The following is a 20,696-nucleotide window of genomic DNA, read 5'->3' as shown; positions in this document are numbered from 1 at the left end:
TCAGACCTCCTGCTGTTCGAGCCGGTAGCCAAAGCCCCGGATCGAGCGCAGCGCCAGACCATGCGGCTCCAGTTTGCTGCGCAGGCGCGAGATATAGACCTCGACCGCGTTGGGCGTGATTTCCTTGTCCCACCCGGTCAACGCTGCCAGCAGCTTGTCTTTGCTGGCGGGCTTGGGGGCGTTGATGAGCAAGTACTCCATCACCGTCCACTCACGCGGACCCAGTTCGATCACTTGCTGCCTGACCTGGCCTTCCACCACGCTGCGCACCGTGGCTCGGCGACTGGCCGTGTCCATTTCAAGCGGGCCGAAGCTCAGCACCGCCGAGGTCGCGGCCTGCGAGCGGCGCAGCAATGCGCGCAACCGGGCCAGCAACTCCGGCAGTTCAAAGGGCTTGACCATGTAGTCGTCGGCCCCCAGGTCCAGGCCCTGTACCCGGTCTTGCAGCGCGTCGCGGGCGGTCAGGATCAACACGGGCATGGTCCGGCTGGCCACGTCCGACAGGCGCAGACGCCGAGTCAGGTCCAGGCCGCTCATGCCCGGCAAACCGATGTCGATGATGGCGGCGTCAAAGGTTTCGTCGCGCAGCACTTCTTCGGCCCGCTCACCACTGCCCACCCAGTCGACGGCATAGCCGGCATCCGTCAGGCCCAGCTTGATGCCGCTGGCCACCATCACATCGTCTTCGACCAGCAACAGTCTCATGGCGATGCCATCCTCAACAGAAGGGGGGATGCGCCGCTCAATGCGAGCGGATCATGGTGCCGTAGGCCTGATCGGTCAGGATTTCGAGCAGCATGGCGTGCGGCACGCGGCCATCGATGATGTGCACGGCATTGACGCCGCTCTTGGCAGCATCCAGAGCCCCCGCGATCTTGGGCAGCATGCCACCCGAGATGGTGCCGTCGGCAAACAACTCATCGATGCGCTTGGCCGTCAGATCAGTCAGCAGTTGACCCGACTTGTCGAGCACGCCGGGCGTGTTGGTCAGCAGCACCAGCTTTTCGGCCTTGAGCACCGTGGCCAGCTTGCTGGCCACCACGTCGGCATTGATGTTGTAGCTTTCGTTGTCCTCGCCAAACCCGATCGGGCTGATGACGGGGATGAAGGCATCGTCCTGCAAGGCCTTGACCACGCTGGGGTCGATCGAGACGATGTCGCCCACCTGGCCCACGTCGTACTCTTTGCTGGGGTCTTGGTTGTCGAGCATCTTGAGTTTCTGGGCGCGGATCATGCCGCCATCCCGGCCGGTCAGGCCCACGGCCTTGCCGCCGGCCTGGTTGATCAGACCCACGATGTCCTGCTGCACCTCGCCGGCCAGCACCCACTCGACCACCTCCATGGTCTCGGCATCGGTCACCCGCATGCCCTGGATGAACTCGCCCTTCTTGCCCAGGCGGTTGAGGGCCGTCTCGATCTGCGGGCCGCCGCCATGCACCACCACCGGGTTCATGCCGACCAGCTTGAGCAGCACCACGTCTTCGGCAAAGTCGGCCTGCAGGGCCGGGTCGGTCATGGCATTGCCACCGTACTTGATGACCAGCGTCTTGCCGTGGAACTTGCGGATGTAGGGCAGCGCCTGGGCCAGGATCTCGGCCTTGTCGCGCGGGGCAATGGATTGGAGTTCGGTCATGGTCTGAACTGGATTGTGGAGGTCCGGCCCCAACAGGCCGCAACGGGGTGGCGAAAACAAGGCCAGTCGGTGCCAAAGCACCCTGACAAGGTGGAATTGTGCCGCAAGCGACACGCTCCTTGCGTGTCAGCAGCGCTGATAATGGCGGCCTCGCGCCTGCGGGCGCCTTGCAGACTCATTTCAGCGCAGTCCATGGAACTCTTCAATCAGGCCATTTCACTTCACCAACAGGGGCGTCTGCCCGAGGCCCGCCAGCGCTACGAGCAATGGCGCCGAATGAACCCTGGTGACATCAATGCCTTGCAACTGCTGTCAGTGTGCCTGGCCCAGATGGGTGAACTGCCCCAGGCCTTGCAGATGCTGGACCAAGCGATTGCCTTGGCGCCCCAGCAGCCCGCCTTCCACAACAACCGCGCCAACATGCTGCGCCTGCTGGGGCGTCTGCCGGAAGCGCTGCAAAGCTGCAGCCGGGCCATCCAGCTCAAGCCAGACTACGCCGAGGCCTACAACAATCGGGGCAATGTGCAGCAAGACCTCAAGCTGACAGATCTGGCATTGAAGGACTATGCCGAGGCGATCCGCTTGAACCCAAGCTATGCCGAGGCCCTGTACAACATGGCCGTGGCTCAGCAAAGCGTGCAAAAGCACGCCGAAGCCATCGAGGGGCTGAACAAGGTGCTGGCCCTGGCGCCCGGGCAAGCCCAGGCCCTGGCCCGACTGGCGGTGTCGTACAGCCACTTGCGCGAGTACGAACAAGCCAAGCAGGCCATCGTGCCGGCTTTGCAAGCCCAACCGGACAACACGGAATTCCTGCTGATTGCGGCCACGCTGGCAGTGGACTGGGCCCGGTATGAAGAGGCCATAGCGCATTGTGAACAGCTGCTGGCCCGCGAACCTGGCAACGCTGCTGGGCTGGCCAAGCTGGCCTTTGCGCACCATGTCAAAAAGCACCCTGTCAAGGCCCGACTTTTTGCGGACAAGGCCCTGAGGGCGGACCCATCCAACACTGAAGCATTGCTCGTTCAGGGGCATCTGGTCTCAAGCGAGGGCCTCTACGAAGAGGCTCTGGTGCATTACCGAAAGGCCGTCGAAAAGGCACCCACCTCTGGCCCGGCCCACCTGTACGCGGGCCAGATGTTGAGCCAGCTCAAGCGCTTTGAAGAAGGCCTTCGCATGCTGGAAAAAGCCCGAGAACTGGAACCAGAGCAAAACGGCATGCTGGAATCGTTGATTGACATCAAGCTGTCCAGCGCCAAGTGGCAAGATCTGGACAGCTTGATCGAGGATCTTCAACAGGCCGTGCTGTCCGAACACATTCAAAACCAGCCCCTGACCTTGGCCAAGGTATTCAATGACCCGATGCTGCTCAAGCATGGGGCCGAAAAAGTCGGCAAAGGACTGACACTCACCGACGAGGGCAAGCCCAAATTTGCTCGCCGCGACCCACGCCGCCAGAAAATCCGGATCGCCTATGTCTCGGCCGATTTTGGCGAGCACCCCGTGGCCTTGCTGCTGCTCGAAACCCTGACCCGGCATGATCGAGATCGCTTTGAGTTGTATGCCTTCTCGCTAGGCCCTCTGCACGATGACCAGATGAACCGGCGCATCACCGAGTGCTTTGACCGCTTTCTGGATGTGCACGAATCCTCTGACGCCGACATCGCCGACATGGCGCGCCAACTGGGCATCGACATTGCAATCGATCTGACCGGCTACACAGCCCACAGCCGCCCCGGTATTTTTGCGAATCGTGCCGCGCCTGTGCAGGTTAACTACTTGGGCTTTCCGGGAACGCTGGGGGCGCCCTACATGGACTACATGATTGCCGACCCGGTGGTGATCCCGGACGAACTGCGCCCGGCCTACACCGAGCAGATCGCCTACCTGCCAGATCAGTTCATGCCCAATGACACACGCCGGGTTGTCCATGCGCCGCCCAGTAGGGCCAGCCAGCAGTTGCCGGAATCGGGCTTTGTGTTCTGCGGCTTCAACAACCTCAACAAGCTGACCCCGGAGGTCTTTGACAGCTGGATGCGCATCCTGCTGGCCGTGCCCGACTCGGTGCTCTGGCTTCAGGCCGGGGGCGTGGTACAGAACACCTTGCGTGAGCATGCTGAATCACGTGGCGTGACTGGCGATCGGCTGGTTTTTGCCGGCCGGGTTCCCAGCCAGGCCGATCACCTGGCTCGCTACGCGCTGGCCGACCTGTTCCTGGATACCGCCCCTTACAACGCGCATGCCACGGCCATGGATGCCCTGTGGGCAGGACTACCGGTACTGACCTGCATGGGCCAGACTTTTGCCAGCCGGGTGGCCGGCAGCCTGGTGAGCGCCGCAGGGCTGCCCGAGCTGGCATGCACTGAACGCAGCGAATTTGAACGCCTGGCCATTGAGATCGCCACTACGCCAGGCCGTGCCCAAGCGCTCAAGCAGAAACTGGCCGACGGGCGAGCCCAGGCGCCGCTCTATGACAACGCTCTGTTCACCCAAAACCTGGAAGCCTTGTACGAGCAGATGTACCAACGTCATCTGCAAAGTCTGCCACCTGCCGTGTTGACGCTTGGGACGTCCAGCCGCTGAATTGACATTGAGAAGATGCCCCTGCGCTGGGGCATCTATTTGATCTGAAAGGCCTTCAGCGCTTGAATCAGTGCTTCAGCCAGTGGGGAATCTTAAAACGAACAATCGCCAGGTAGGCCAAGACATACAGAACGGCAAAAAGCGCGCAGCACAGCATCAGCGCCAAAGTCGACTTCCAGAACAACACGGCCGGCAGCACTGTCAATGCTGAAAACCCCCACAGGTAAGGAGAGGTTCGGTTGTTTCGGATCAACAAATGCCGCACCCGGCCATCGTGGAACACCCCTTTGACCAGACGGCGGAAAATCAGCTGGTGAAAATGCAGCGCATCCGCCAAGCCCGGCGAATGTCCTCGGGCCGCCTTTCGATAGATCGAGAACAGGGTCTCCCACACCGGGTACATCAAGAGCAAAACCGGGAACCAGGGTGAGACCTGGGGATTGCGCTGCACCAGCATGATGGCGCCAAGCGCAATCACCCCGCCCCAAAGGTAAGCCCCCGCATCACCTGCGAACAACTGCCCCCGGGGATAGTTCCAGAACAAAAAGCCCGCCGTGGCGCCCACCAGTGCCATCATCAAAGCGGCCACGGCCCGGTCCCCCACTTGCAAGGCCACATGGGCCAAGGCCAGTGCGATCAAGGTCACGACCACCCCAGCCAGACCGTTGTAGCCATCAATGATGTTGAAGGCATGTGGCAGCCCCGTGATCGCCAAGACGGCCAAGCCGATGCCGAGCCAGGGCCAGGCCTGCAGCCAGGCATCCAGGCCCCCAACACCCATGCGATTGATCGACAAGCCCAACGACCAGCAAGCCACAGCGCCGCTCAGGAGTGTGGCGACCATGCGCCGACGTACCGACACCCGCTGGGTCAGGTCTTCGACCAGACCAACCGCCATGGCTGGCATCAGGGCCAAAGCAGCCAGCAACACGGTTTTCAAAGGCAGATGCAGATTGAGTTGCAACAACCAGCCATCCAGCCCCGCGCCCACCAGCCAAGCAGAAACCAACGCCACGACCAATGCCACACCACCAAGGCGTGACACCTCACCCTCATGAAAGCGCTGAGGCTTGTCGTCGCTGTAGGCACTGGCCGGCATGCGCAGCACCAGCCAGCCCCCAAGGAACACGGCTAGCAAAAAGGCGATCGAGGTCAGCACCACCATGCGCGCTCAACCTCCATGCCGTCGCTGGCTCAGATCACCATCGATCGAGATGATCAAATGCGCCTCAAGCCTGCGCCGCAGCGTCTACGCCACGAAGACGCGCCTGTTCACGCTCAGCAGCCTGCAGACGGCCCAACTGCTCACGGGAGAAGAACTGCGCATACGCCACCAGCGCGGCGCCTTCGGCATGCAGCGTGGCCAAGGCCTTGGGCGACAGTGCAGCAAAGCGCACATCATCCAGGCGATACAAACCTTCCACAGGCTGCACCTGCCCGTTGTGGGTGGAGGTCAGTTCCCAAGGCACCAGCAGTTTCGCGGCCACCAAGGCATCAATGGCACGCCAGGTTTGCGTGCGGCTGGTGTTGAAGTCGACCAAGAAGTTCATGGCACGCTGCGTCTGCGGGCTGGGTTGACCCGATGCATCAAAGAACGGCATCCCCTCGTTGGCCTCCACAATGTGGTCGCCCTCTTCGGTGGTACACAGCACCAGCGTGTCAGTGCCCTGCGGGCGGGCCAACGCAAACGGGTAGCCACGCATCGAGGCCGGAATGTACTGGCCCACCCATTGGCCCTGCGGGCCTACCAGCAAATTGGTGCCAGGGATCAGCGAGGTGACGGCCATCAATTGCCAACGACCACCAAACTCAACAAACGCCAGCGGCATGTGCGCGGCCGCCTTGGACAATTCGGCGGCCACCACCGGAATGAGGTTCAAGCCAGCGGCATAAAGATAGTTACCCGGGTGCTTCCAATATTTGCCCGCAAATGCTTCGGGGGTGACGGCTTTCAGTGCCTGCATGAATGACCTTTGATCGAATTGAATGGGCGGCCCAGGCCGGTACCAATGAATGGACAAAGCGCGATTCTAAATCGGAGGGGCGCCCCCTTTACCAACACCCACTTCTCGCCCTCAAGAGGGCGAGATAATTCACGCATGCAAAGCGCCCCCTCCAACCTCCACGTCTACCAACGCGACCTCAGCCTTGACGCCGCCCATTCACTCGGGCGACTGGCACAGTGGGTTGCCCCTGGGTCCCGCGTGCTGGACTTGGGCTGTGGTGCAGGGGCTCTGGGCCATATGTTGCGCCAGCGGGGCACAGATCACATTGACGGCATCACCTACAACCCCGCGGAGGCCGAAGCAGCACGGCAGTGGTACCAGCAGGTGTCAGTGGCCGACCTGGACCAGTGCGAGCTGGCCACCCTGCTGGGCGAGCAACGCTACGACGTGATCGTCTGTGCCGATGTGCTGGAACACCTGCGCTCGCCCGAGCGCCTGCTGGCCCAATGTCGCCAACACCTGGCGCCAGGCGGTCAGCTACTGGCCTCAATCCCGAATGCAGGCCACGCGGGCCTGATCGGCGAGCTGATGGGCGGGCGACTTGAGTACCGAGACGAAGGCCTGCTGGACCGAACCCACCTGCGATTCTTCACCCGCAACAGCTGGCTTGGCTTTTTAGCCGACCAAGGCTGGGGGGCCACGCGACTGGAGGGCATTCAACGGGATGTGCCTCAAACCGAATTCGAGGTGGCTTTTGACCTGTTGCCACCTGCGGTGTCTCACTACCTGTGCAACCTGCCCGATGCCCTGACCTACCAGTTCATCACCGCCTGCGTGCCCGATGCGCCGCACTCGCCCACCTTGCAGGCGCCGCCCGCCCCCTTGCCGCCCAGCTTCGGCACCACGCTCTACTGGGACCTGGGCCAGGGCTTCCAAGAGGCCCAGAAACTTCAAGTCAGTGGGGTCATCGGCCAGGACTTTCAGACCCTGCGCTACCCCCTGCCCGCCCAGACGGGTCTGTGCGGGCTGCGGCTGGACCCTGCAGACCGGCCCGGCTTCATGCGCTGGCACCGACTGGAACTGCTGGATGCTGAAGGCCAGCGCATTTGGGAGGCCGACTGCCGACAACTCGGCCCGGCCGCGCTGACCGGCTGCGCCCTGCATCAGATCAGCCTGGCCCCAGCTGTGGATGCACAGTCCGGGGTGCTGTCGGTGCTGGAGGGGAAAGACCCCTGGCTGGAACTGCCCCGTCAACTGCCCTGGCAGACTCTGATGGGCGGCAGCCTGCAGGTCAGTTTGGGCTGGCCGGCCTCGACCGACTACCTGGCCTTGCTGGCGCACCTGCGCCAATGCCAACCCAGCGAGCAAGAAATGACACGCCTGCGCGAAGCCTGGTCGGTCAATCAGGAGCACACGCAGCAGTTGGAACAACAACTGACCGCCATGGAGCGCGAGTGGCGCCACGAACATGGGCAAGCAGTGGCGCGGCATGAGCGCCTGCAACAGTTGCAAGCCGAGCACGAGCACACCTTGCAAACCTTGCAACAAAGCCAGGTGGCCCTGCAGGCCGCCCATGCCAGTCCACTGCGGCGCCTGTTCAACGTGGCCCGACGGTGCCTGCCCTCGCGAGCGCCGCAAGGCACCGCCCCCCACCCCTCCGTAGCGCAGGCCACGGCCCCCCAAGCGCCCGTTCAAGCCCGACCTCCTGAAGCAATCTCAGGCCCGACACCACGGCAAGTTTCTTCGACAGCACCCAGCCAAGCCGCTGCCAATACCAATGCCAATCAACCCTTGTCGCCGACGGTGGACATCATCGTGCCGGTGTATCGCGGGCTGAGCGACACCCGGCAATGCCTTGAATCCGTGTTGGCTCACCGCCAAAGCACCCCCACCCGCCTGATCGTGATCAACGACGCCAGCCCCGAGCCAGCACTCAGCGAGTGGTTGCGCCAATGGGCCTCGGCCCACCCCGAGGTGATGCTGCTGGAGAACGAAAGCAACCTGGGCTTTGTGGCCACCGTGAACCGTGGCATGACGCTGAGCGAGGCCCACGATGTCCTGCTGCTCAACAGCGACACCGAGGTGGCCAATGATTGGCTAGACCGGATGCGGCGTGCTGCCTACAGCGAGCCCCGGGTATCCTCAGTGACCCCGTTTTCGAACAACGCCACCATTTGCAGCTACCCCCGTTTTTGCGAAGCCAATGATTTGCCCGAAGGGTTGGACACGTCGGCTCTTGACCAGATGCTGGCCCGGCATCTGTCCGGGCAAACCGTTGACATTCCGACGGCCATCGGGTTTTGCATGTACATCCGGCGTGACTGCCTGCAGGCGGTAGGCTTGTTTGACGTGGAGCACTTTGGCAAGGGCTACGGCGAAGAGAACGACTTTTGCTGCCGCGCCAGCGCCACGGGTTGGCGCCATCTGCATGCCCTGGACACCTTTGTGCTTCACCGAGGCGGTGTGAGCTTTGGCGACAGCAAGAACGATCGTGAACGGGCCGCCATGCGCACCCTGCGCCGCCTGCACCCCGGCTATGAAGCCGAGGTTCAACGCTTTGTGCAGGCCGACCCGGCCCGCCCGGCCCGTCGACAGATCGACTTGCTGCGCCTGCGGGCCACAGGTCGCCCCAAGGTGCTGGCCGTGAGCCACAACGCTGCCGGCGGCACCTTGCAACACATCCGAGAGTTGGCCGCCCAACTGGGTCACCGGGCCGACTTTCTATTGCTGCGCCCCTATGAAGGTGGCGTGCTGAAGCTGAGCTGCGTGGACCCCCGCGAAGGCTATCTGGAATCGTTTCAACTGCCCGACGAGGCACCGGCGCTACTTGACCGATTGAAACAACTGAGCGTGGTACTGGTCCACTACCATCACCTGATGGACCACGGCAGCGAAGTGCTGAACCTCCCCCGAGACTTGGGCGTGCCCGCCGACTTCACCGCGCATGATTACTACACCCTGTGCCCCCAGGTGTCGCTGGTCGATGCCAACGGGCGTTACTGCGGCGAACAGGGTCCCAGTCAATGCACGACTTGCCTGAAGGAACGCCCCGCCCCCGATCACAAGACCATCGAAGTGTGGCGCCGTGATCACCGCGCACTCTTGCAGCGCATGCGCCATGTACTGGCCCCCAGCATCGACGCGGCCCGCCGCATGCATAGCTTCGTACCCCAGGCCGACTTGCGCCTGACCCCGCACCCCGACCTGCCGGCAGGCCAGTCCTTGCCCAACCCGAACCCCCAGGCACTGCCCCAGGGAGCTCGGCTCAAGGTGGCCGTGATCGGCGCCTTGAACGTGCTCAAAGGTGCCGACCTGCTGGAACAAACGGCCTTGCTGGCGGCCCGCCAGGGGGTGGCCATCGACTTTCACCTGCTTGGCCACGCCTATCGAGACCTCAGCACCCAGCCAAGAGCCCACCTGACCGTGCATGGACGCTACCAGAACGATGAGCTGCCCGCCTTGCTGGGTTGGTTGAAGCCCGATTTGGTGTGGTTTCCGGTGCAGGCGCCCGAAACCTACAGCTACACCCTCAGCGCCTGCCTGCAGGCTGGTCTACCCATCGTGGCGCCCGATCTGGGGGCGTTCCCGGCTCGGCTGACGGGGCGCCCCTGGACATGGGTGCTGCCTTGGAACACGGATGCTGCGGGATGGCTGGGGGTTTTTCAGGCACTCATGGCGCAGCATTTCAGTTTGGGGCAACCACCAGCGTTGCCGTGCGGGGATTCAGGCCCTTTCGAAACTTTCCGCGCGACCCCGTTTGATTATCAGGACGAATATCTACCAGGCGCGACCAAGGCAGGAAGTGCCACTTGAACCAAGGACTGAAAGTGCTTGCCTGATACCCGCAGGCAGCACTGCCTCGGCCGATCCGCGTCAGGCTGATTAAAACGGTGACGCATCCACTTTGCGGGTAAATCGCTCTCTCAAATCTGCTACCGGGCCTTCAAACCCGTGGTACACCAAGGCTGAAATCAGCAGCACACTGACCAACCACCCGACCATGGCAGCGGCCAGTGTCCATGCGCTGACAGGCCCTTGCACCTTCAACACGTGCAAGTACACGAACATCATCGGAAAATGGCTCAGGTAAATCGAGTAGGCGTACATGCTGAGCCTGCCCGTGAAGGCAGCCCATCGGGGCTTGGCACTGAATGAGCGTGTCAACCACGGCATGACAAAGAATGTGCCCGCGGCCATGCACGCAATCGCGGCCACGTTCCAGACACGACCCATGAGAGGCGTGACGGGCTGCAACAAGTCACACACGCCATACAGGCCCAACCCCATCAAGCCCACCCCAAGACAGGCTTTGGCCCCCTCATGGGAGCGCCACCAGGGCTTGAACCATTTGTTCATCACAGCGGCCAACACACCCCAGCCTGTGGCATCGAGGTGGTAAATCGTGACACGTCGGATATCAGCATCCCAGCCAAAGAACTCGACCGAAGGTGCATGCCAGGCCCGCAAAAATGTTGGACCCAAGATCAAGAACAGCGACACCAGCATGAATCGCTTTTGGTTGCTCTTCACCCCCAGGAAGGCTGCGATCCCAAGAAGCCAAGGCATGCAGAAGTAAAACCATTCATCCAAAGCGAGTGACCATGATTCACCGAAAAAATGGGGAGTGGCTTCGGTCCACGCCAGGTTTTGCGAGAAGACCAGAAACTTCCATTCAAAAACCCCATCCATCCACCCCCAGGACACCAGGGCCAGATTCAAAATCAAGAACAGGTAGTAATTGGGCAGCGTGCGAAACCAACGACGCAGCCAAAAATCTCGAGCACAGGCCGACCAGGTGCGCCCCGATTCGAAACTGCGAATCATCATGGCGCCGATCAAATAACCACTGAGCAGAAACAACCACTCAATCGACAGAACGGCGCTGGCGCTGAGTTGAGCCACCCACCCTTTGAACGGCAAAATTCCTTGGCTGAAGATGAAACCGATCAGGCCGTGATTGCACAAAACAATCAAGATGCCCAGGCTGCGCAGGCAATCCAGGCCCAGACTGCGACTCATGGTGGGCTGGGCGGCAGGGGTTTTGGCAGGTGAAGACATCAACAGTGAAACTCACAAAATCCAGACGACGGACTGCACTTTACGGCTTGTGGGCCCACTCAATCGACAAACAACGCTCAACGCAGTCAAACCTGTGCTTGGGTGGGCACAGTTGCAAAGATGCGCTCAGCCTCACCCCAAAAATGCCACAGAGTCGGAGACTCTCGCACCAGGCGATCCATGTGCTGAAACACGTCTGGCATCAAAGTCGACAGATCATTGGACGTTTTGACGCGACGAATGCTCAAGCGCCGGTGGCCCGTGTTCAGGTCAATGCCCATGCTGAACACCGTCACAGGCACCTGCTGTTCAACCGCCACACGCAGCAAGCCACTGGGCATGGCAATGGCTTGACCCAGAAACTCGACCACGCGTGTGGAACGCACCGAATCTGAGGGCACGTCCATCACCGCCATGATCTGCTCGCGTGCCACCAGGGCAGCCTGAATCGGCTCTTTTGACTGCAAGGGGTCGATGGTGGCATGGCCGCCCTCGCGCGCCACGCCCGCCGTGCGCGCCCGTGCGTAGCGAAGCAACACGGGATGATCCGCAAAATGGTCTGGATTGAAACGCGCCAACATCATGTGCGGTTGCAGCCCCTCGGCACGGGCATGGCGCAGCGCCCACATGCCTGCACCCCAGTGAAAGGTGCACAACAGGCCGGGTTGCCCAGGTTCAGGCCAGGCCCCCTCCACCGTCACATGCCGGCGCAGCCAGGCCACGCTTCGCGTGGCGCACAGGTAGAAATCGGCATGGTCTACCAAGCGGACCAGGCGCAGATCGCGAGCCCAGCGGGACTTTTCTTGAGGCAACATCCAGCCCCGCTGAAGGGCCTGCTCCAGTCCACGTCGCACGGGCATGCGATACAGCAAGCCAAAGCCCGCAATCCAGCGAAACAGACGAAAACACAGGGGCCAGGGCAAAACAATGGCCAGCGCGGGGATGCAGACCAACTCAAGTGCGTCACGCAATTGAACGCGCCACCAATGGCGGTAGCGCTGCAGCCGAGCCCCCATACCTGCTCTTATTCCCAACGGTGAGGCAAACGAACCAGCCCCGGCAGCTTGCTCGCGTACACCACCCGAAAGTAGGCATGGTGCAGCCACTCGTCGTACACCACCAGGCCAGCATGATCAAACAGATAGGCACTGACCACGTATTCGCCGGAATACAAGGGCAGATCGGTGAAACGCAGCTGCACCTGCCAGCAGCCATTGCCCAGTGAGCGTGGTGCCACACCATCGGTGTGAGTGGCCACCACGGTGATGCCAGCGCCCTTGGCTTGCTCAAGCATGATGCCGATCTGCGGTTGCTCGTCGTCGGCCACACGCACGGTCACGGTGACCAGCAAATCTTGCTGGATCAACAGGGGTGGCTCCCCCTCCCCCATGCCACCGAGCTCAAGCTGCAGAATGCGCGCACGGGTGCCTTCGATCAAGGCCGGAAGGTCTGGGGCTTCTCGGGAAACCGGCACTGCGGCATGGCTGGCAGCCATCTGCTTGGCCACCGGCACCACCTCGGTACCCCGGGCGGTTTGGGTGACGGTGGGCGGTAGTTCTGCCTCATAGGCACTCAGCACTGCCTCGGTTTCGCCAAAGGCGCGCACCCGCCCGCCCTCCAGCCAGATGGCCCGGTTGCAGATGCTGCGCACGTGGTACATGCTGTGCGAGCAAAACAAGATCGTGCAGCCGTTTTGGCGAAATGCATCAATACGTTCGATGCATTTTTTCTGAAAATGCTGATCGCCCACGGCCAAGGCCTCGTCAATGATCAGCACATCAGGCTCGATCGCGGTGACCAAGGCAAAAGCCAGGCGCACCACCATGCCCGATGAATACGATTTGACCGGCCGGTCGATGGCATCACCCAGCTCGGAAAACTCGATGATGCTGGGCGCCAGTTGATGGATCTCAGCGTCAGACAAGCCAATCAGGCGGCCACCAAAAAACAGATTGTCGCGGCCTGTAAAGTCGGGGTGAAAACCCGCACCCAACTCCAGGATGGCCGTGACGCGGCCACGCCGCTCCAACACACCCTGGCTAGGCTGCAAGGTACCCGCCACCAATTTGAGCAGCGAGCTTTTGCCTGCGCCATTGTTGCCCACCACCCCCAGGCATTGACCGCGGTAGAGCTCGAAGTTCACATCCTGCAACACCCGCTGGGTGCGGTAGCCAGCGCCCCCCCACAGCAGCGAGCGTAGCCTCGCACCGGGCGAGTCGTACAGACGGTATTCTTTGCTGAGTTGCTGCACGCGCAGCACGGGCTGATCGTTGGGTCGTGAGGGATTCATCACAGCCAATCCACCAAATGGTCACGACTGCGGCCCAGCACCAGCGAGAGCAAGCTGCCGCAACCCATGACCCACAGCAGCATCACCCCCCAATGGGCTATGGGTGGCCATTGGCCAGTCAAGAAGACGCTCTGATAGGCCAATACAAAAGGCGTGATGGGATTGATCCACAAAGCCCATCGCCAGTTTTCAGGAAACTGCGACAGAGGGAACAAAATGGGCGAGATAAACACCCCTAGTGACAACAAGAAACCAACGACCTGAACCGTGTCGCGCAGTGCCGCAGCGAATATGGCCAACAAATAGGCCATGAACAAAGCCAGCAAGGTTTGCAACAGCATCAGCAGCGGTAGCGCCAACAATGCCGTTTGATATTGATGGTGCGCCCCGTACAAAGGGATCAAGGCCAATATCAGAGGTCCATAAACCACTGAGCTGGCCAATACCGAGCGAACGGGAAACAACACCGGTGGCAATGCGTTTTTCTGCAACAGGCCCCCAGCATCAATCAAGCTGGTCATACCCCGGTTGACGAATTCGCAAAAGGCCATCCAGGGCAAAGATCCGACGATCAAGAAGGTGCCCACAGCCCTCACCGGGGCCTGCTCGCCCAGGCGCATGGCAAAAACGATGTCAAACACCAGGTAATACACAGCCACCGTCAGCAAGGGCTGAATGTAAGACCACAGCGCGCCGGCTGCCGTACCGGCATGACGGGCCGCGATTTCACGCCGCACGAGCGTGCGCAGCAAAGAGCGGTTTCGCCACAGTTGGCGCGTATCGTCTAGCAGGGCCTGCACGGCAGCCTTTCTTGTTTCATTGACAAACAAAAAACCGAGGTCGCAACAGGGCGCCTCGGGTTGGGTTCAGCCTTGATTGGCTGCCCCCAGTGCGATTATCTGTACTACAGATCCGAGTGGGGGAGGAGGTCAGAAACGAGTCTGGAACGGCCTTACTTCTTGTCGGCTGCTGCCGCGGCTTCGGCAGGCTTGGACTCGGCTGCAGGTGCGGCTGCGGCTTCTGCAGGCTTGTAGGCATCGACAAAACGTTTGAGCGCGTCGCCCTGAATGCTGGCCTCATTGTTCAGGCGTTCTGCCTCCAGCTTACGGCCATCGACAATCGCCTTTTGCTGCACGTTCTTGACCAATTCATCCTTGATATCGGCGTAGGCGCGAACACGCACCATGTCATGCTTTTTGAGCTTCAAGATGTGATAGCCGAACTGCGATTCAACCAAGCCCGACAGTTCGCCAGGCTTCTTCAGTGCAAAAGCAGCATCTTCAAAAGGCTTGACCATGCGACCACGGCCAAAACGGCCCAGATCGCCCCCTTTAGCTCCGCTGCCTGGATCTTCTGACTTTTCTTTAGCCACGGTGGCGAAATCGGCACCGTTTTTCAGATCGGCCAAAATGGCTTCAGCCTTGGCTTTGGCGGCCGCTTTGTCTTCGCCAAAGCGAATCAAGATATGGCTGGCCTCGACTTCCTCGGGGGCTTCAAAGTTCTTCGGGTTGACCTTGTATTCCACGGCTGCCAGTTTCTCGGCATCGGCCAATTTCAATTCGTTTTTCTTGTCTAGAAATTCCAGGTAGGCATCAGTGATCAGGCGCTCGCGGTTGAGCTGATTCAGGCGTTGCAACAAAGGTGTTTGACCAATGCCTTCCTTGTCGGCCGTCTGTGTGATTGCGCGGCGCAAAAAGATGTTCTGCACGATTTGGCCCACAGTCTCGGGCTTGGTCAGCATGCCCGCACGCTGATCGGCAGGAACTCGCTGCATCTCGGCCAGCACATCAAGGGTGGTCACTTCAATGCCCGGGGCCATCAACAGCACTTCGGGCTTTTGAATGAACACGTCATCTTGTGCCTGCGCGCTGAACGAGGCAGCACTCAGTAGAACCCCGCACGAAACGGCGGCCAGAGAAGACAACATCCAGGACGACTTGAATTGAAACGGCAACATGGTGGTGTGATTCGATCGAAATGGAATTAAGAGAACTTGGCTTGAGTCTGTCCTTGTACAGAAGTTCAAGCAGCCCCACGGGCTTTACCCAAAAAAAAGGCGGAGACCGAAGTCTCCGCCTTTTTGAATTGCGCAGGCCTTTTGCAAGACCTGACAGAACCGGCGAGCCGGCCCGCAATTAACGGTGGGTGTAGGACAGACCGAAGTTGCCCGACACGCCAGCCGACACGGCGCTGTTCACAGCCTTCTGAGCAGCGAAGCCCAGGATAGGCAGCGTGCCAACCACGTTGGCAGCACCAGAGCTGGTCGAGAAGGTAGCCCAGCCGTCAACTGCCGGCAGGCTAGCAGACGGGTACACGGTGTTGGCCACGGTGGCGCTCAACAGAGCCGAAGCCTTGCCGAACGACAGCACCGAGGTTTCGCCGCACAGGCTCAGGGTTGCCGAAGCAGCCACGGTACCAGGCGACACCACGAAGCCAGGGTTCGACACAGCAGCGACTTGCTCTTCACGACCGAAGGCGGTCACGCCAGTAGCCAGCTTGGTGCAGATCTGCAGACCGTTGGTCGACGACACCGAGGTGTTGCTCGGGCTGAAGAAACGGTAAGCAGAGCCGGTAGCACCTGCGTTAGCCACAGTAGAAGCGTTGGTGTAGTCAGTGTAGATCTGACCGTTGCCAGTGGCGCCAGCGTAGCTGTAAGCGTAAGCGGTGTGGTAACGACGGGTGGGCATCGAGAACACCCAGTCAGTTGCAGCGTTCAGAGCCGAAGTGGTCAGGTACGAGTTGGTCACCGACGACTTGGCCAGCAGAGCGGTCACAGACAGCGACTGGTTCAAGGCAGAGATGTTGTTAGCAGCAGTACCGGTGGCGACAACCACACCCACGTACGGGGTAGACAGGTCAGGCTGATCGTAGTAAGCAGCAGCAACGGCAGGAGCAGCCAAAGATGCAGCAGTCGACGAAGCAGCGTTCTGGATCGTACCGTTGGCGGTGTTGGCAGCGCTACCGTTGTTCACGTTAGCGTTAGCCAGAACCGTGCCTTGGTTGTAAGCCAGGTTGGTGGTACGGAAGATCGGGTCAGCCGTCACAGCGTCCAGAGTGGGCGTAGAAACAGCCAGCGTAGCAGCAGTACCGCTCACGATGGCGGTGGTAGCCGTCACAGCAGTGCTGTTGGTGGTCGGGATGGCAGTGCCAACCTGCGGGAAGAACACCAGGTTAGCGGTGTCAGCAGTGATGGCGGTAGCTTGACCCGACAGAACGGTGGTGCTAGCCACGTTGATGATGGTCCAGTCAGCCAGCAGCTTGCCGGTGGGGAACACCAAGCCCAGGCCTTGAGCGGTGGTCGAGCTGGTAGTGCCCGAAACACCAGTGCCCACGGAGATAGTGCCAGCATTGGCGGCGCCAGTGCTGAACGTACCGGTGGCAGAGTAAGCCGTCGGATCTTGCACCAGCAGGTTGATGGCAGCAGCGCCAGCAGTGGTGGTCGAGCAAGGAGCCACGCCGCTCACGTGCTTGATAGCCGTGTACAGGGGGTTGGTGGTCGGTGCAGTCAGGGTGGTGCCCGAAATGGTACCTTGGTCGAACAGACCGAACTTCGGAATGTCAGCCATGTTCAGGATTTCGATGTAACCTTCGCGAGTCTGGTTAGCGATCGAAGATGCGGTGCTGAACTGCTGAACGCGACCGGTTTGGAATGCGCCGTTGACCGAAGTGGGCAGCGTGCAGGTTGCGTCGGTGGTGCTCAGGGTGCTGATGCCGGTGGTGGCATCTTGCGACACGGAAGCAGTCCACACGTCGCCCGGCGACAGCAGAACTTGGAAGTCATACAGGTCGTCAGAGTTGGCAGCGCCACGGAAACGAACCTTGACAGCCTTGCCGTTCACGGTGTCAGTGTTGGTGATGTTCAGCAGGGTAGCGTTGCCACCTTGGGTGCTGAAGTAAGGAACCAACAAGATGTGGCCAGCAGCATTACCGACGTTAGTCAGGGTGGTGCCGCCTTGGCTAAACACAGCAGCGGAAGCACCGCCAGCCAGACCAACACCGCCAATCATGGCAGCAATGCTCAAGGACAAAATCCTTTTTTTCATGAAAACTCCTGTTTAGAAAAAATTTGGTAAGCGCAACTACCAAGATTGTCAACGCCTACGAATCGTAGCACAGAAAGAAACGGGCTCATCCAGTGGATTGTGGGCTAGCCCATCATGTTGAAGAAAAGCAACAAAATCCAATACCTGGTTGACGTTCCTCCTGTAAGACAAGGCAGTGCTCTTTGAGCACTGGGATTGTCAATCAAAGCTGCGGCTTGATTCGCCACTGCCCCTCTTCCAGCACCCAGCTCTCATCGAGCCCTGTATTGATGTTACCGCCATACCTTGCGCCCAGGGGAGGTTTTGCCTCCAAACTGATGCGTACAGAACACACTTCATCGGCGCAAGCCACGGAAATTGCCTTGGCCTTGATCCAACCCCCATTGGCCATGCGTCCACGATAGCGCTCATAGGGGGTGACACGGCGGTAGCTGTCGATCAACATGTCGTAGGCTTTTTGAATATCACCCTCAATCAGGTACTGCCAACGCTGGTTGGCACGGGCTTCCACCATCTGCTCAGGCGTCTGGGGTTGCAGGCTGGCGCAGCCGGCCAGAGTCAAGGCCGTCGCAGCACAGGCGGCCAAGGCCCAGCGGCGTGTATTGAAAGAAGATGCAAGGGTCATGATGCGAAGACTTTCTCTCTATATATAGAAGAAACAAACTGCTTACTTAAGGGTGGACGTGCTTTGCGTCAAGGGTGCCTTGCCCGCCGGGGTCACTGCCAGATTCTTGAAACCTGACAACCCCTTGAGCTTGTCACGAACCTCCTCGCTGACGTCGCGGATCTCCTGGTCGGAGCGCACCACGCGGGGCGTCAGCACCACCAACAGCTCGGTTCGGTTGGTGCTGGAGTTTTTGGCACCGAACAGCCCACCGATCACCGGAATCGAACTGAGCAGGGGCAAGCCCGAGCTGCCGTTGCTGTTGTTGTCGCGGATCAGCCCCCCCAAAACGATGTTTTCGCCCGAGCGCACGGCCACCTTACTGGTGATCTGGCGCTGGTTGAAGGGGTACTGCCCGGTGGCCTTGTCTTGCGTGGCACCGACGTCGCTGACAGTTTGCTGCAATTCCATGGTCACCATGTTGCCGGCGTTGACCGAGGGGGTCACAGTGAGGTTGACACCCGTGTCTTTGTATTGAATCGAGCTGACTGTGGTACCCGTGCTGGTCACGCTGCTACCGGCCTGCACCGGCTGCTGGGTGCCCACGGTGATGTTGGCCGTGTGGTTGTCGAGCACCATGAGGGTGGGACTAGAGATCACTTTGAGCAGCGATTCGCCCGCCAGCGCATTGAGCACGGCCTGCACGCTGCCCGCCGAATTGGACAGGGCATAGGTAAAACCCTGGGCGGCGGTGGCAATCGAGCCATCTGAGGCCGAGCTGAGCACGCCCTTGCCCGTGCGGCCACCGGACGTGCCACCGCTGAAGGCCCATTGCAAACCGTAGCTCAAGGTGTCGCTGAGGGTCACTTCGATGATACTGGCCTCAATCAACACCTGGGTGGGAGGCACGTCCAGGCGCTTGAGGGCATTTTCGATCTTGGCAAAGTCGGCTCGGGTGCCCCATACCAAGATGGCGTTGTTGAGGTTGTCGGCAATCAGGCGCACCCCGCTGTTGCCCAGGGCCACGGCCTGCACGTTGTTGGCGCTGTTGGCGGCATTGGTGCTGCTGCTGCCCGAACCAAAGGAGCTGCCGCCCAAGCCTGTGCTGGAGCTGGTGCTGCCAAACGCCGAGTTGCTGGTGCCCGAAGAACCCAAAAAGGTCGAACCCGTGCTGGAGCTGCCCAGGCTCGGGGCCACCCCTGTATTGGAGGTGGTACCGGACGTGTTGCCACCAAACAAACCGCTGATCACGCTGGCAAGGTGTTTGGCGTTGCCGTTTTGCACGGGGTACACATAAAGCTGGGGCTCACCGCCGTTCAGGCCCGGCTTGTCAATGCCATCAAGCCAGCGCTTGGCCTCGTCCAGATAGGGCGCGCGCGGCGTGACCACCAGCACAGCATTGAGCCGGTCCACCGTCATCATGCGGATGGCACCAAACAAGGGAAACGCCTCACTGACACCGCCGGTGCGGTTGGCCGTGCTCGACGACGCGCCCAACCCCCCCGCGGCGACCGCAGCCCCAAGGCTCATAGTCGGGGCAGCAGGAGCGGCCGAAGCCACACCCGTCCCCCCCGCGGTGGAGGTGCCCAAGGTGGTGCCGGTTGAAGCCGCCAGCATCTTGAGGGTGTCTTCCACCTCTTTGGTGGTGATGTATTTGAGCGGGAACAGGCCAATCGACATCCCCTTGAGCAGGTTCACGTCAAAGGTGCGCACCAAGTCCAACCAACCCTCGGCCTGGGTGCGCGAGCCCACCAGCACCAGCATGTTGCGGGTAGTGTCGGTGCGCACCAGGGCATCAGGCGGCAACAAGGGCTTGAGGATGCTCGCCATTTCAGCAGCGCCAATGAACTCCAGCGGCACCACGATCACGCCGTAACCGGGTTGCAAGGCCTTGCCGGCTTCAAAGCGGCGCACAGCGCCACCGATACCCTTGAGCGATTCAGGTTTGCCCACATGGAAGATGCCCCGGGTGTCGCGCACCATCTGCAGGCCCGCCGCTTGCAGCGCACTTTCAAGCAGATAGACCGCCTGATCGGTGCTGACATTGGCACGCGTGGCCAGTGTGACGCTACCGGTCAAGGGTGGGTGAATGACGAAATCCACCTTCAAGATGTCGCGCATCAGCACATTGACCACGTCGAGAATCGGCGCCTCTTCAAAACCAAACGAGGTGGCTGAACCGTCAGGAGGCGGCGCCAATAAGCTGGGAGCCGTGATCACGCCGGTGCCACGATCCAGACGAGGCTCGGTATCGACCTGGGGAGCCAGGGCTGAGCCCTTGGAATCACTTGCCCTGGGCTGCGCGATGGCCGGCAAAGGGCCGCTGCCCGCTGTAGCCGGAGCTTCGACAGGCTGAGGAGGGGCCGCAGGCGTGGATTCAACCGGTTTCGACGTCATCCCCGGAGGCACAGCAGAAGCAGCACCTGCCGACGCAGAAGGCGCTGAGACCGCGGCCGCGGCTGGAGCTGGAGCTGGAGCTGGAGCTGGAGCTGGAGCTGGAGCTGGAGCTGGAGCTGGAGCTGGAGCTGGAGCTGGAGCTGGA

At 60.8% G+C, this 20,696-nt stretch carries 14 protein-coding genes; 2 read left to right on the top strand and 12 right to left on the bottom strand.

The genetic code is table 11. The features are described 5' to 3' along the window. Together AC3WUT_RS20260 and argB are read right to left on the bottom strand one after the other, a co-directional pair. On the bottom strand, positions 1-705 hold the full coding sequence (locus tag AC3WUT_RS20260) for a response regulator transcription factor (RefSeq protein WP_492348891.1): 705 nt from the start codon (positions 703-705) through the stop codon (positions 1-3). Positions 706-742: 37 nt separating this feature from the next. Further along, entirely contained in the window at positions 743-1,633 is an 891-nt protein-coding gene (gene argB, locus AC3WUT_RS20255) for an acetylglutamate kinase (RefSeq protein ID WP_492348890.1), read from the bottom strand. Positions 1,634-1,825: 192 nt separating this feature from the next. Between argB and AC3WUT_RS20250 the strand changes: the two genes are divergently transcribed. Beyond that, on the top strand, positions 1,826-4,213 hold the full coding sequence (locus tag AC3WUT_RS20250; protein WP_492348889.1) for a tetratricopeptide repeat protein: 2,388 nt from the start codon (positions 1,826-1,828) through the stop codon (positions 4,211-4,213). Positions 4,214-4,280: 67 nt separating this feature from the next. Here AC3WUT_RS20250 and AC3WUT_RS20245 read toward each other — a convergent pair whose 3' ends face one another. Next, positions 4,281-5,378, bottom strand: coding sequence for a glycosyltransferase family 4 protein (locus AC3WUT_RS20245; RefSeq protein ID WP_492348888.1), 1,098 nt, complete (start codon positions 5,376-5,378; stop codon positions 4,281-4,283). 64 nt (positions 5,379-5,442) lie between these two features. Further along, a complete protein-coding gene (locus tag AC3WUT_RS20240; RefSeq protein WP_492348887.1) occupies positions 5,443-6,177 on the bottom strand; it encodes a SapC family protein in 735 nt (244 codons plus the stop codon). A gap of 135 nt (positions 6,178-6,312) precedes the next feature. On the opposite strand from AC3WUT_RS20240, the gene AC3WUT_RS20235 reads away from it, so the two are divergent. Beyond that, on the top strand, positions 6,313-9,972 hold the full coding sequence (locus tag AC3WUT_RS20235; RefSeq protein WP_492348886.1) for a methyltransferase domain-containing protein: 3,660 nt from the start codon (positions 6,313-6,315) through the stop codon (positions 9,970-9,972). Between the two features lie 69 nt (positions 9,973-10,041). Here AC3WUT_RS20235 and AC3WUT_RS20230 read toward each other — a convergent pair whose 3' ends face one another. The 8 genes from AC3WUT_RS20230 to gspD form a co-directional block, all read right to left on the bottom strand. Continuing rightward, complete coding sequence (locus AC3WUT_RS20230) at positions 10,042-11,178, bottom strand: acyltransferase family protein (protein WP_492348885.1); 1,137 nt, start codon at positions 11,176-11,178, stop codon at positions 10,042-10,044. A 125-nt stretch (positions 11,179-11,303) separates the two neighbouring features. Next, a complete protein-coding gene (locus tag AC3WUT_RS20225; protein WP_492348884.1) occupies positions 11,304-12,233 on the bottom strand; it encodes a hypothetical protein in 930 nt (309 codons plus the stop codon). A gap of 8 nt (positions 12,234-12,241) precedes the next feature. Beyond that, positions 12,242-13,507 carry an ABC transporter ATP-binding protein gene (locus tag AC3WUT_RS20220; protein ID WP_492348883.1) on the bottom strand — a complete coding sequence of 422 codons (1,266 nt, stop codon included), beginning with the start codon at positions 13,505-13,507 and terminating at the stop codon, positions 12,242-12,244. After that, positions 13,507-14,307 (bottom strand): ABC transporter permease, encoded by an 801-nt coding sequence (locus AC3WUT_RS20215; protein WP_492349002.1) that lies wholly within the window; start codon positions 14,305-14,307, stop codon positions 13,507-13,509. The genes AC3WUT_RS20220 and AC3WUT_RS20215 overlap by 1 nt, the downstream gene beginning before the upstream one ends. 152 nt (positions 14,308-14,459) lie before the next feature. Next, positions 14,460-15,464 carry a peptidylprolyl isomerase gene (locus AC3WUT_RS20210; protein ID WP_492348882.1) on the bottom strand — a complete coding sequence of 335 codons (1,005 nt, stop codon included), beginning with the start codon at positions 15,462-15,464 and terminating at the stop codon, positions 14,460-14,462. A 178-nt stretch (positions 15,465-15,642) separates the two neighbouring features. Continuing rightward, complete coding sequence (locus tag AC3WUT_RS20205) at positions 15,643-17,550, bottom strand: cell surface protein (protein WP_492348881.1); 1,908 nt, start codon at positions 17,548-17,550, stop codon at positions 15,643-15,645. A 202-nt stretch (positions 17,551-17,752) separates the two neighbouring features. Further along, positions 17,753-18,175, bottom strand: coding sequence for a hypothetical protein (locus tag AC3WUT_RS20200; protein WP_492348880.1), 423 nt, complete (start codon positions 18,173-18,175; stop codon positions 17,753-17,755). Between the two features lie 42 nt (positions 18,176-18,217). Beyond that, positions 18,218-20,374: a type II secretion system secretin GspD gene (gene gspD, locus AC3WUT_RS20195; protein WP_492348879.1), complete on the bottom strand. Its 2,157-nt coding sequence runs from the start codon at positions 20,372-20,374 to the stop codon at positions 18,218-18,220. Positions 20,375-20,696: the final 322 nt, after the last annotated feature.

This window comes from Curvibacter sp. EU05-FHT14A10 (genome assembly GCF_058791075.1).
Note: the sequence above shows the minus strand (reverse complement) of the source record. Positions and strands in the feature narration are given on the sequence as shown.

Excerpts from the sequence above, each read along its gene's own strand:
- AC3WUT_RS20260 (WP_492348891.1), bottom strand. The coding sequence starts at position 705 with ATGAGACTGTTGCTGGTCGAAGACGATGTGATGGTGGCCAGCGGCATC.
- argB (WP_492348890.1), bottom strand. The coding sequence starts at position 1,633 with ATGACCGAACTCCAATCCATTGCCCCGCGCGACAAGGCCGAGATCCTG.
- AC3WUT_RS20250 (WP_492348889.1), top strand. The coding sequence starts at position 1,826 with ATGGAACTCTTCAATCAGGCCATTTCACTTCACCAACAGGGGCGTCTG.
- AC3WUT_RS20245 (WP_492348888.1), bottom strand. The coding sequence starts at position 5,378 with ATGGTGGTGCTGACCTCGATCGCCTTTTTGCTAGCCGTGTTCCTTGGG.
- AC3WUT_RS20240 (WP_492348887.1), bottom strand. The coding sequence starts at position 6,177 with ATGCAGGCACTGAAAGCCGTCACCCCCGAAGCATTTGCGGGCAAATAT.
- AC3WUT_RS20235 (WP_492348886.1), top strand. The coding sequence starts at position 6,313 with ATGCAAAGCGCCCCCTCCAACCTCCACGTCTACCAACGCGACCTCAGC.
- AC3WUT_RS20230 (WP_492348885.1), bottom strand. The coding sequence starts at position 11,178 with ATGAGTCGCAGTCTGGGCCTGGATTGCCTGCGCAGCCTGGGCATCTTG.
- AC3WUT_RS20225 (WP_492348884.1), bottom strand. The coding sequence starts at position 12,233 with ATGGGGGCTCGGCTGCAGCGCTACCGCCATTGGTGGCGCGTTCAATTG.
- AC3WUT_RS20220 (WP_492348883.1), bottom strand. The coding sequence starts at position 13,507 with ATGAATCCCTCACGACCCAACGATCAGCCCGTGCTGCGCGTGCAGCAA.
- AC3WUT_RS20210 (WP_492348882.1), bottom strand. The coding sequence starts at position 15,464 with ATGTTGCCGTTTCAATTCAAGTCGTCCTGGATGTTGTCTTCTCTGGCC.
- AC3WUT_RS20205 (WP_492348881.1), bottom strand. The coding sequence starts at position 17,550 with ATGAAAAAAAGGATTTTGTCCTTGAGCATTGCTGCCATGATTGGCGGT.
- AC3WUT_RS20200 (WP_492348880.1), bottom strand. The coding sequence starts at position 18,175 with ATGACCCTTGCATCTTCTTTCAATACACGCCGCTGGGCCTTGGCCGCC.